This window comes from Chryseobacterium sp. 7, from assembly GCF_003663845.1.
GTDB lineage: Bacteria > Bacteroidota > Bacteroidia > Flavobacteriales > Weeksellaceae > Chryseobacterium.
In genome coordinates, this window is the sequence record NZ_RCCA01000001.1 from 115,662 (window position 1) to 127,994 (window position 12,333).

Here is a 12,333-nt window from a genome sequence, read left to right on the forward strand (position 1 = left end):
ACTCAAGTTTCTCTTAGCTATATAACTATACTTTGAATAATAAATATCTACTAAAACAAACAGTATACTTACTAAAAAAGAAAATATAATTAAAATATCTAAAGAATATTTATCATTTTTCATTATATACAAATTACTATAGAATCCTGTTACTGGAATTCCAAATTATCTACCAATACTTAACAATCAAAAAGGATTTCAAAATACTATACTGTATTAGTTTTCCTCTGAATTAGGAGGGGTTACCTCTTGTATACTATTGCCGGCATCATTAGCTGAAGCATCTTCAAATCCTTTACTTTTGAACAAATAGTTTTCAATAAGTAACCCATGAGGACTATTTTCAGTTCTTGACACATTATATAAATCAAATGAAGCGTAGAATAGGTTTTTTGTACTCACATTCTGGTCAACTCTGGAGACCCTGAGCTTGCCATAAACAGATGCGTGATAAGGATATTCTTTATCGTTAACTTTTATAGAATCTATGTCTAATTTTTGAACTAAATTTTGAGATTGTATCCTCGCAAAATGCCCATTTGCTTTAAGAGATAAATACAATTGTTTTCCAGAGTTTCCGATCAGATAAAGCGCCTCATTGATATTCTTATCATAACTAAATTGATCATAGCCAAAAAATAATCTGTGAAACACTTTAATATGATTTTTAATCTCAGGTAATCTATAATTTTCATAGTCCTCATTATTCATAGAATTTGCAATTGCAGCCTGCCCTTTTTCAGTTAGAACATATATTTTTTTAGTAAAAACTTTACTTATATAAACAGCCCAGATTCCACTAGAAACAATAGCTATTACTGTGATAAAAAAGCTTAGAAATAATGCTTTTTTAACTAAAGAATAAGTAGAAGGAATTTCACGAAGTTTTTTTAAATCCATTGTTTTTTAATATTATAAATTATGGTGTAGATAAAAATCCTCTATCTAAATGCTTTAACTTTAAAAGAAGCTTATCTATATTTTCACATAAGAAATATTGATTTTCATCTCTATTTTCTGATAATGAAGCAATATTAGCCGGTCTAAGAGTTTGGGTACCTCTACACCTAATATCATTGCTGTGTATACTTTATTTTCAGCTTTCATTGAAGGGAACTTCACATTTTCTTCTTCAATATTTGAAGAGGTAAGAAAGACTAAAATTTCATAGTTAAATTATATGTGTTCTAAATGGGTTAGTACCAGAATACATGTTACAAGCAAAATTTTAAGAAAAAGTAATTCAAAAGATAACCTTGAATAATTTTACATTGTAAAATATTTCATAAATCTTTCAGCGACACATAGCATTGTTAGATTTAATATATATATGCTAAATACTGTATATAGCTTAAATCTAACAATACTATGTAAGGAGCTCTATATTTTAAATAAATACATGAGTAATGACATCAACCAGGCCAAAAATAGCTAATCCTATAACGAAACGGATAAAATTCTTTTGAGCCTGTTCGTTACCTTGCATATATTGAACAAAAATCAGAAAAGCCCCGACAACTGCAAAAGCGGTAACTCCAGCATTCAATGAAGTTTTAAGAGTCGTTGTCCACCCGCTGATTTTTGTATCAATTGTTGATGATTGAGCATGTAATAAATTACCCATTGGCAATAATAATACAATCAAATTTAGCTTAATAAATTTCAAGTATTTCATTTCTTTTAACATTTTATAAGTTATACTTATTCTATCAATAAGTTTTTGACAAAAATTCACAATTTTAGTCCAGCTACAAATAGCTTATTTTAAGCAGTTATCATTATCTAAATCTTATTGAAAAAAGATCTAAATAAGATTCTTTTCTTTACTCGAATAAAGATTTTATTAGATATAAAGAAATTAATTTATTACATTATATAACTCAATTATAATCCAAATTTACTTTCGAATCTTATTAATTAAATTTAAAGGATTCTTACAATCTTGTTTTAATTATATTAAAATCTTTTTCGATTACATTTTTGCCATCTTTTGGCGCTAATGATTTAGGACTATCTTTTTTTTCTGTTTTTATATGTGTTTCCTGATTCGTTGGTATTGTGAATTTTTGAAATCTGTTTTTTTGTAAATTGTTATCATTAAGAGTAGACTTCTTAACTCCTTTATCTTCAGGGATTCTACTGGCTAACGTTGCAAACTTTCTATAATGAGACATTTGAAAGTCTTTCAGGTATTCATTATCAGCAATACCTTTGTTCAAACTCCTTATTTCAACAAGGTGGTTTTCTTTTGGTAAACTAACAAAGGTATCTGGCCGGATCATGAAAGGGGATCCGTTCTTATAATCAGTTAAGACCGACGGACCTTTACCTTCATCGCTAAAAATAGGAAAATCAATTTTAGAAGAACTTCTAATAACGTCCTTCTTTGCCATATCAAATAATCCCTCTATAATACTCCCAATTGAATTTCTATACAGTGTTGATATGTCTCTCTGGGCGTATGTTTCCAAACCTACTCTATAAGTATTCCAGAGTTCTGTCTCATTTTCCATAAAACCCTTTAAACCATTCTTGTTAATTCCAAGAATCATTTGCTTGATAATAGGATCTTCTTTAACAAAATCATTTAAGCCCGATTTAAGCCAAAAGCCCATATAATCTTTTACTTGCGATAGAGCAATAAGTAATTTTTCATTAGATGGCGCCGAGTTCTTGAATTCATCTCTATTCTGTTCCCTTGTCTGATGGGATGCAAGCTTCTTTTCATCTCTCAAAACATTCATAATATTTTGTAGTGACATCAAGGGTATCTGAGATATAAAAAAAGAAACTATAGCCAACCTATCTTTGAATTCGTGCTCTTTTCCCGGGATTTTAAATTTTTCTGCTAAAACCTCTTCCAATCTAGATGTGATTTCCCGTTTAAACTGCATATGCAAAGATGATCCCTTGTTGCTTTCCCGGAGGGACTTCGAAACCTCCTCTGTGCTCATCCTCATATTTATTTGTGCGTTCGATATATCTTTCTTATCTAGACCTTTTATCTCCATACCCTTCGTAAACTCGGAAAGCTTTACATCTTTTATAGCTGCATATTCTTTAGAATATTCCAATCTCACACCGAAAATATTGCTAACTTCACTCATCAATTGCCCTAAGGTCTTATTTTCTCTAGCAAACTTTTCCGCAGTTGACTTCAGTTTTTTTTCGAAAACGTCAGTAATTATCATACTTCTCAACTTTACCGACTCCCAATCATTCATATCGGTAGCTACAACAAATGGGGGGCAAGCAATTTCAATAACATTGCCAGCATCTGTTTCAATAACCATTGGCAAATTATTTATGCTCGTTTCGGATTTTGCTAATTCAAGGTGAATTGGGATTTTCTTTCCTACTTGCGCAAACTCAAATTCCGGTCCCATTGTTCTATAATCCGGGGACAATTCAATTTCCTTTTGTAATGCAATAAAGTCTTTCACATCAAAAGTTCTATTTTTTTCAATAGCTTCAAGAAAATTGTCAATTTCAAATTTAGTTTTCATCTTTAATCTGGCTTTTAATTAATAAATATAAATAATTGATTAGGCTCAAAATTGTAATTTGTGAAATTATAGCGTTAACGGCTAATGTTTTTAGAGTTATCTTGTTTCTTCCAATTAAATAACCTGTTATAATTTAGTTAATTTATTCAAAGACGATCTTCAATAGCTTTACAGTAATAATTATATATTGAAACCATAACTCCAATTATTTTTATCAAAGATAATTATACTATAGATTAACAAATCAATAAAGTGATGAAGCTGAAAATAATCGGGACAAGACAAGTATATCATTTTTTAGAATCATAAAACGGCAATAATGAAAACAATATGCTGTCCTCTGATAAAAGACAAAAGAAATTTTCTAAAGCCTTATGCATTCATTTAAGTTACTTTAATAAGTGGATTAAATTTTAGTCATTCTATTTACAAAAAATCAGTACTAATTAGAGCCTGTTTAAATTTTATTGAGTAATAATTTTATAGCGGATAATTTGGTCATATTTTCGGAAGACTCATGCAGTAGTTCATAGTTCCTACAAAGCCTTCTGTCATTATCAAACCAAGCAAAAGTTCTTTCTATTACCCATCGTTTACTTACGGGTTTAAACTCTTTTTTAGCTTGTTTTTCTTTATCCCGACTTACCACTTTTACCAGGTATGAATAAAGGCTATGAGCTTTATCTAGAAAATCTCCTCTATAGCCTGCATCAGCAAGAATACACTTGAAATTCATCAGCTCTTCCCTGAGTAATCTAAGCAAAAGCAATCCAGCCTTACTATCATGAATATTGGCTACACAAACCATCACTGCGATTAAAAATCCATTCTTATCTACTAGCACATGGCGTTTTATTCCTTTTATTTTCTTATTTCCATCTACGCCATGAAGACCTCTATTATTGCCCCAGCGTACACTTTGGCTATCCATTATTCCTAAGGAGGCTTCTGCTCGCTGACCCTTTTTTATACGAACTTTCATTCGTAGCTTTTCTAGAATTAAGTCAAAATATCCCAACTCCGTCCAACGGATATAATAGTAATAAACCAATTGCCATTTGGGGAAATCTTTAGGAAGCATACGCCACTGGCAACCTGTTTTTATCAAATACATTAAGGAGTTCCAAATCAAAAGAAGAGGATATTTTCTCTTTCTCTCTTTTAGGTTCATCGTTTTCTTTATATATTGCCACTGGTTTTCAGTTAAATCGGTTGGGTATTTCATTTTTTTTTTTCAAATATCCAACCTCTGAAAGCCTCTTAACAAAATTTTCTACGAAAATTTAAACAGGCTCTTAATACACTATATAATCCTTATATGTATTAAATATTAAATATTTATTTGGTTACAAGTTTTCTAATTCAAATAAATAGTTTGTATTTTCGGACTTTTAATCAAGCTTTCGGCTAATTTGTAGACTTCACTTTTTTAGTACGATTTAAATTACATATTGTATGAAAATTTATTTTCATTTAGTTTAAAACAGCAATTTTCTGTTTTTCTATTTCTCTGTATATCACAGGCGACAATCCTGCTAATGATTGAAATATATGAATTAAACACACTCTCCCGATAAGTCCTGTTAAATCTTTCTATATATCCATTTTGCATTGGTTTTTCCAGACTTTATATATTGAAAGGTAATACTATTGGCCTTACTCCAATGGGGCATCAATCCTACAATAAGCTCTAGACCATTATATTTACAAATACTTTGAGGCTTTCCATATCTGCTTATCAGATGATTAAGCACCCAAACAACTCGGCTGTTTTATAGGCTGTAATCAACTTCAATAAAGAGTACTTCTCTGTTATAGTCATCAATTATATTGAAACTTCTGAATTTACGACCATTCTCCAAGACATTACTAGTAAAGTTATATTCCAAGATTGAGTAAATTTTGATTGCATTACTAGTGGCTTCTTTTCTCTCTTTTAATATTTTCTTCTCATTGCGAGTCCTATACTTTTATAGATCCTATAAAGTTTTTATGATTTATATTTCTAAGTCTAGCATAGCTTCCAAAACCTCTCACGTGGGTGTTTTTCGGCTAAGCCCTCAAAGCTGTAATGAGAAAATTGTCGTCTTTTATAGATTTATAATGAAGTATACGACGGCTCATTTTAATAATACGACATGCCTTGTTCACAGATTGAGGATATTCTATACGAAGCTCTCAACCATATTCCTCTTGTGGCAAGGCTTTAGAGCTTTTTTTCTATAATATACTTGACTACAGCCAATTCCATGACTAAATTAGCATACATCCGCTTTAAGGATGTGTTTTCTGCTTCCAGTTCCTTTGCTTTCTTCATTTCACTAGCTTCCATTCCTCCGTACTTTTTACGCAAGTTATACAGTATTGCTCTGCAATACCATAGTTACGCACAATCTCTTCTAAGCTTCTACCATTATCGAATTCCTTCACAATGCTTGAAATCTGATTCGCGCTGAATTGTTTCTTTTTCATAGTATATACTCCTAAATTTAAACTTTTTGTCTAAATTCTAGTCGTACGTACTATTTACGGGGAGTTTACAACAGATTCACTTCCCAGCAAATTCTTATTCTTATATTATTATTTTTTTATAATTATTGAAAAATTGAAGACAAAAGTCATATATCTATTAAACCTACTTATAATAAAAAAAGCTGGAAGAATCCAGCTTTAAACAAGTATAATTTACTTGAAAACAATGATAATTAGAAAAATGAAAAAAATTACTTTTTCATGGTAAGCAATCGTAAATATTAAAAAAAACTTAATAGTTTTCGGCTATTTAAAGTTATTTTTTCGTAATTGTAAAATCTATATGAAGCTAATTTAAAATAAAAAAGTTAACCAACATACCTGTCAAAAAATATTTAAAAAGATATATCCCAATTAAATTTTGCTAACATCATTTACTTACTTAATAAAAATTATTTATTAAGAGCCTGTTTAAATTTTATTGAGTAATAATTTTATAGCGGATAATTTGGTCATATTTTCGGAAGACTCATGCAGTAGTTCATAGTTCCTACAAAGCCTTCTGTCATTATCAAACCAAGCAAAAGTTCTTTCTATTACCCATCGTTTACTTACGGGTTTAAACTCTTTTTTAGCTTGTTTTTCTTTATCCCGACTTACCACTTTTACCAGGTATGAATAAAGGCTATGAGCTTTATCTAGAAAATCTCCTCTATAGCCTGCATCAGCAAGAATACACTTGAAATTCATCAGCTCTTCCCTGAGTAATCTAAGCAAAAGCAATCCAGCCTTACTATCATGAATATTGGCTACACAAACCATCACTGCGATTAAAAATCCATTCTTATCTACTAGCACATGGCGTTTTATTCCTTTTATTTTCTTATTTCCATCTACGCCATGAAGACCTCTATTATTGCCCCAGCGTACACTTTGGCTATCCATTATTCCTAAGGAGGCTTCTGCTCGCTGACCCTTTTTTATACGAACTTTCATTCGTAGCTTTTCTAGAATTAAGTCAAAATATCCCAACTCCGTCCAACGGATATAATAGTAATAAACCAATTGCCATTTGGGGAAATCTTTAGGAAGCATACGCCACTGGCAACCTGTTTTTATCAAATACATTAAGGAGTTCCAAATCAAAAGAAGAGGATATTTTCTCTTTCTCTCTTTTAGGTTCATCGTTTTCTTTATATATTGCCACTGGTTTTCAGTTAAATCGGTTGGGTATTTCATTTTTTTTTTTCAAATATCCAACCTCTGAAAGCCTCTTAACAAAATTTTCTACGAAAATTTAAACAGGCTCTAAGTAAGTAAATAATCATACAATTTCATTAATCACTTGAAGTTTTACTAGCATAAGTTACTTTCGAAAAAAAAACTTTCTTCCAGTTCGTAATGGTGTTTCTGCTTGTACGGAAATGTAAAGCTAATTGAGAATTGGTTAGTTTATTTTGCTTTTGATAATCTAATATTTTTAAGATAGTTTTCCGGTCATAAGAACGAAGTTTTGGATCATCCATAATCTTACTAATATCATTTCTTCCCGTTAAAATATCATTAATGCGCATAATGTCAAGAGAACCTAAATGATTTTTTTTTAGAATAGAATTGCAAAGAATTTCTTTATCCGGATATTTCATTCGTATCATGTCTTGATAAATCTTTTTATAATCTGGTATATTCATCCTATTATAAACCATTTATATTACTTTTAGTTACCCATTTATATAGTGTTGTTTTCGGGATACGGTATTCTTCAATTATCTCATTTCTTGTCTTCGCACCCGTACTTAAAAGTTCAAGAATGAAATCAATAATTTCGCGAGTATAAATATTCTTTCGGAACCTAGGTAGAATAGATTTACCATGGGAAATTTCTTTATTTCCAGATGGTGGTGCATAAAGAATGAGATGCTGAGTATATATTCTGAAAAAATCATATTCTAACAATTTACTAAACCTTAAAAGTAATTCCGTGCAAATTTCTTCAGAAAGATAAATTGCATTAATCTCATTTTCAGAACATTTTATAAAAGAGCAGATACGGGATGATGAGATCCCACATTCTTCAATTCTTTTCTTTATGAGATTTCCAATGTGAATATTCTTGAAGTCCATAGGTATGTATAAATTTGTGTTAATTATGAGGATAAGTATTTTCTTTTTTATTGATAAATGCCAGAAATTTAAAGTAGACTACATTTTAGTTATTGAATTGTCGTCCTAAAATACTTAGGAGACAAACCTACACTCTTTTTAAAATATCTACTAAAATAAAATTCATCTTGAAAATTTAGTTCTGATGCAATCTCTTTAACTGACATATCAGAAAGAACCAATAATCTTTTTGCTTCTAATATTATTCTTTCCTGAATAATTTTTGAAGGAGAAACACCTAATACTCTTTTTACCATTCTGTTAAAACTATAGATAGTCACTCCTTAAAATACATTTAAAACATTGGATATTAGTATTCTAAATATTGATTCATTTGTTTTTTCTTGCAGGTTTTTGTATTTTAGAGCTTTAAAACCTTGCAAATATGTTGGGAAAAAATCCAGAAAAACTGCCAGAATTATTTCGCCCGATGTTGGTGGATTTTATTGATGAGAAGCACGAACTTGTATTGCTTTCAGAAAAAATTGATTGGAATTATTTCGAGAAAGAATTTTCTCCATTGTATTCTAAAGTAGGCAATCCAAGTCATCCGATTCGGTTTATGGTGGGCTGCCTTCTTTTGAAGCACCTGTACAATTTGGGCGATGAAACCCTTGCCTCAGCGTGGATTATGAATCCTTACATGCAGTATTTTTGCGGAAGAGTTTTCTTTGAACATGAATTCCCGTGTGACCCAAGTAATTTTGTGCATTTCCGAAAAAGAATTGGCGAAAACGGTATTGAAAAAATCTTTGCCTACAGTGTAAGGATGCATGATGCAAAGGTCAATACTTCACATTTTGTTTTGTCAGATACCACGGTTCAAGAGAATAACACTACTTTTCCTACGGATGCGAAATTGTGTAAAAAAGTAATTGATTATTGCAACAAAATAGCCGAAAAAGAAGGCCTAAAGCAGAGACAGCGCTACACGAAAGTCAGCAAACGACTGGTTCGCAACACCTACAACGGCAAACATCCTAAGCGAGCTAAAATGGCAAGAAAGTCACAAAGACAATTAAAAACCATCGCCATGAGGCTGATACGAGAACTGGAACGCAATTTTACGGCAGAACAGAAAGAGTTTTACAAAAATACACTGACACTTTACGCCAAAGCGGTTACTCAAAAAAGAAACGATACCGATAAAATTTACAGCATTCACAAACCATTTACCCGATGTATTGCGAAAGGAAAAGCTCATAAACAGTATGAATTTGGAAATAAGGTGGGCTTGATAACGACCTCGGGCAAAGGCAAAAAAATCATTCTTGGGATTAAGGCATTTTTACAAACACCATACGATGGTCACACCATTGAGCCGCTTCTGGAGCAAATGGAAAACAGTGGTCAGCAACTTCCAAAAGAACTCGTTTACGATCGAGGTGGCAGAGGAAAATCGGAGATCAAAGGCGTAAAAATCTCTATTCCAAGCACTCCAAGAAAAACAGACACCGCTTATCAAAAACAAATAAAACGCAAGAAATTCAGAACTAGAGCAGCGATCGAACCTATCATCGGACACTTAAAGACGGATTTTAGGCTGGCTCAAAATTATTTCATGGGAGAAATGGGGCCACAAATCAATGCATTATTATCAGCAACCGCCTGGAATATGAAGAAAATGATGGAAATACTGAAAAAAGAATTGAGTTTATTTTTTTATCAAATACAAATTATCCTATTTTCTAATTCTATGTTTAAAAATAAATTAGAAAATAGCATTTCTTAAGGAATGACTAGATAGGCATACCAAATTTAGCGGCATAAAAAGAAACTTGTTTATTCTCAGAAAAAAAACTTTCTACCAAATTTTGAAAGCAAATAACACTTTTTCTATCTGAATATTTACAATTTATTACCTCTGCAGTTCCATCATTGAAAATAAAGGATATTATTAGCCGTAAATATAATTGACCTATATCATAAGTCTCACTTTTACCAATATGAAAAGACTTCATTCTATCGATTATGTGGATAACCTCTTCCATAATACACTGATTATTTATCATATAAAATTTATCGTCTGATAATATTCCTTGTAAAAGAGTACATCTTTCATTAAAATAACTATTATATATCTCACCATCAAACTTTACAATATCTATAACCTGAGAAACTGAACTAATCCAACTGAAAATTTGGTTTGGACCAATAAGAAGCATTGTCTTGCCACTAGAAATGTAAGTTTTAAAGTTTAAAGAAAATACTGCATCTTCAATGATTAAAATATTATAACAAAAAGATGCTGTAATAAAATCTTCTAATGAATTGGAAGAAATACTTTCTATTTCAAACATATATAAAAATTTCATTTAAAAATACCATAAGTATTTATTTCACCTTACAAAACAACACTTTTAATAATCAAATAGAAAAAAAAATGACACACGCTTGCTTAAAAGTGTCAAATTGAATTCATCAACAAGCTTCTTATCTACAAATATTTAATTTATACCTCCTTCTCTTTTCATGAAATAGGAAATTAGATCTCGTTTGAATGTTCTGCCAATAGGTATCTCGTTACTGTTTATATATAGACGTCCTCCTGATATCTTTTCAACTTTACTTAACGAAACTATATAAGATTTATGCACTCTCAAAAATTGACTATCAATTACCTTCTTTTCGATTTCATTCGTTGTAATTTGGCACAAAAGCATTTTACCATTATTGATAAATAATTTAACGTAATTACCATAACTTTGAATGTAATCTATTTCATCCAAATTTATTCTGACTAAACTACCTTGCATTTTTATAATTAAAGATTGTGACGGTGCCAATCTGTCATTATTGTTGCATTCATTCTGTAAATTTTCTTTGACCGTTCTATTAATTGCACTCAAAAAAGTTTTAAAACTATAAAATTTAGAAAAAATATTAAGTTCTTCATAAATGTAATCACTTAATGAATTCTCATTATTAGCGGAAACTAATATGATATTTGTAATATTATTGAATAAGTCAAGTATACCTATTTCAAAAGCAGTATAGATTTCAGCATCTAAAAAAATTAGATCAACATTATTGTGGTATATAAATTGTAAAGCATCTCCTAAACTATAAAAACAACCTACTAATGAAAAAATTCTGACTTTTTCAATATATCGAGTTGTTAGAAGATGAGCATCATTATTATCATGTATTATTATGCATTTTAATTCTTCCATTCTTTTAATATATTAGTATGTTATCCATATTTCAATTCATACTCCATAAAAAGTTAATTTATATTTAAATATTTCATCTATGAAAATTTTAAACAATAACAAAGTGACTGCCGTCCTATAATAAAATATGAGCTGATTATAATCTATAAAATAGGACTCAGGCTAAAGCATAGAAATATTTAACTAAATATAGAAAAGATGTACTTAAAGCTCAAAAAAACACATACTTGAAAAATACTCAGTTGAATAACATTCTGAAAATCAATTATAAAACATCTTCAGTTTGAAGAAAATGAACAGAAAGCAATAATAAGATTGCAATTATTTTAAAATACTATGAGGCATCACAGGTAACATTTGCAAAAATATCAAGGCAAGCTCACATTATTAAAAACAAGTGTAGATAATATTTGAAATTTGAAACCGACTTTATTAAACCGTTGATCGACAGTTCTTCATATTATCAAACAGAAGTAGTAGATAATGCATAATATTAAATCTTCGCGATAATATTGCGGACATTTGAACCAATATGAATACTTTATTAAGAATTTTAGATTCTACTTTAGAGAAAAAAAATGCAAGCGAATAACTAAGATATAATATTTAAAAACAAAATAACACTGACACTTTGTGTGAATTTCTCATTAGCTGTGTATGTTGGAAGGTTACTTTTACCATTAGAAAAATAACAATATATAAGCGAGATTCCAAACATACTCTGCTACTTAATTTATACTCATTTACATAATGAAAATCACCACAAATCCACGAAAGGAAATTCGACGAGATTTGATTTAGGAAAATCTTTAACCTCATTATAAAACGTTTGAAAACAGGCTGTCAGTTGCAAGAATTAAGCCTTAAAGAATATTTTTCAAAAGAAACAATAAGCTGGCAACTTTTCTATTATTATCTTAGGTAAATGGAGTAGGGATGGTTCTTTCATGCGAATTTGTATTTCTCTTCTCCAAAATAATAAAAAGAAATTAGATCTTTCCTGCGTCCAATTGGATTCC

Annotated in this window: 13 protein-coding genes; 1 reads left to right on the top strand and 12 read right to left on the bottom strand. The window is 30.3% G+C overall.

Features of this window, described 5'->3' with window-relative positions; genetic code table 11:
- Positions 1-216 precede the first annotated feature (216 nt).
- The 10 genes from CLU97_RS00500 to CLU97_RS00545 all read right to left on the bottom strand — a co-directional run bounded on the left by CLU97_RS00500 (position 217) and on the right by CLU97_RS00545 (position 8,422).
- Positions 217-900: a hypothetical protein gene (locus CLU97_RS00500; protein WP_121486237.1), complete on the bottom strand. Its 684-nt coding sequence runs from the start codon at positions 898-900 to the stop codon at positions 217-219.
- Positions 901-1,387: 487 nt separating this feature from the next.
- The gene (locus tag CLU97_RS00505; protein ID WP_147436393.1) at positions 1,388-1,675 is read right to left on the bottom strand and encodes a hypothetical protein; all 288 of its coding nucleotides are present in this window, start codon (positions 1,673-1,675) and stop codon (positions 1,388-1,390) included.
- 259 nt (positions 1,676-1,934) lie between these two features.
- The gene (locus CLU97_RS00510; RefSeq protein WP_121486239.1) at positions 1,935-3,506 is read right to left on the bottom strand and encodes a hypothetical protein; all 1,572 of its coding nucleotides are present in this window, start codon (positions 3,504-3,506) and stop codon (positions 1,935-1,937) included.
- A 457-nt stretch (positions 3,507-3,963) separates the two neighbouring features.
- Positions 3,964-4,731, bottom strand: a complete 768-nt coding sequence (locus CLU97_RS00515) for an IS5 family transposase (RefSeq protein WP_121486240.1) — start codon at positions 4,729-4,731, stop codon at positions 3,964-3,966.
- Positions 4,732-4,950: 219 nt separating this feature from the next.
- The gene (locus CLU97_RS24315) at positions 4,951-5,118 is read right to left on the bottom strand and encodes a hypothetical protein (protein WP_121486241.1); all 168 of its coding nucleotides are present in this window, start codon (positions 5,116-5,118) and stop codon (positions 4,951-4,953) included.
- 594 nt (positions 5,119-5,712) lie between these two features.
- On the bottom strand, positions 5,713-5,859 hold the full coding sequence (locus CLU97_RS00525) for a hypothetical protein (RefSeq protein ID WP_147436395.1): 147 nt from the start codon (positions 5,857-5,859) through the stop codon (positions 5,713-5,715).
- Positions 5,860-6,449: 590 nt separating this feature from the next.
- Positions 6,450-7,217, bottom strand: a complete 768-nt coding sequence (locus tag CLU97_RS00530; RefSeq protein ID WP_121486240.1) for an IS5 family transposase — start codon at positions 7,215-7,217, stop codon at positions 6,450-6,452.
- A gap of 98 nt (positions 7,218-7,315) precedes the next feature.
- Positions 7,316-7,669 (bottom strand): helix-turn-helix domain-containing protein, encoded by a 354-nt coding sequence (locus CLU97_RS00535; protein WP_121486243.1) that lies wholly within the window; start codon positions 7,667-7,669, stop codon positions 7,316-7,318.
- 4 nt (positions 7,670-7,673) lie between these two features.
- Positions 7,674-8,102, bottom strand: a complete 429-nt coding sequence (locus tag CLU97_RS00540; protein ID WP_121486244.1) for a transposase — start codon at positions 8,100-8,102, stop codon at positions 7,674-7,676.
- Positions 8,103-8,191: 89 nt separating this feature from the next.
- Complete coding sequence (locus CLU97_RS00545) at positions 8,192-8,422, bottom strand: helix-turn-helix domain-containing protein (RefSeq protein WP_228437426.1); 231 nt, start codon at positions 8,420-8,422, stop codon at positions 8,192-8,194.
- A 104-nt stretch (positions 8,423-8,526) separates the two neighbouring features.
- On the opposite strand from CLU97_RS00545, the gene CLU97_RS00550 reads away from it, so the two are divergent.
- Entirely contained in the window at positions 8,527-9,873 is a 1,347-nt protein-coding gene (locus CLU97_RS00550; RefSeq protein WP_121486246.1) for an IS5 family transposase, read from the top strand.
- A 7-nt stretch (positions 9,874-9,880) separates the two neighbouring features.
- On the opposite strand, the gene CLU97_RS00555 is transcribed toward CLU97_RS00550, so the two are convergent.
- Positions 9,881-10,441: a hypothetical protein gene (locus CLU97_RS00555; RefSeq protein ID WP_147436397.1), complete on the bottom strand. Its 561-nt coding sequence runs from the start codon at positions 10,439-10,441 to the stop codon at positions 9,881-9,883.
- A gap of 147 nt (positions 10,442-10,588) precedes the next feature.
- Positions 10,589-11,314: a LytR/AlgR family response regulator transcription factor gene (locus tag CLU97_RS00560; protein WP_121486248.1), complete on the bottom strand. Its 726-nt coding sequence runs from the start codon at positions 11,312-11,314 to the stop codon at positions 10,589-10,591.
- Positions 11,315-12,333: the final 1,019 nt, after the last annotated feature.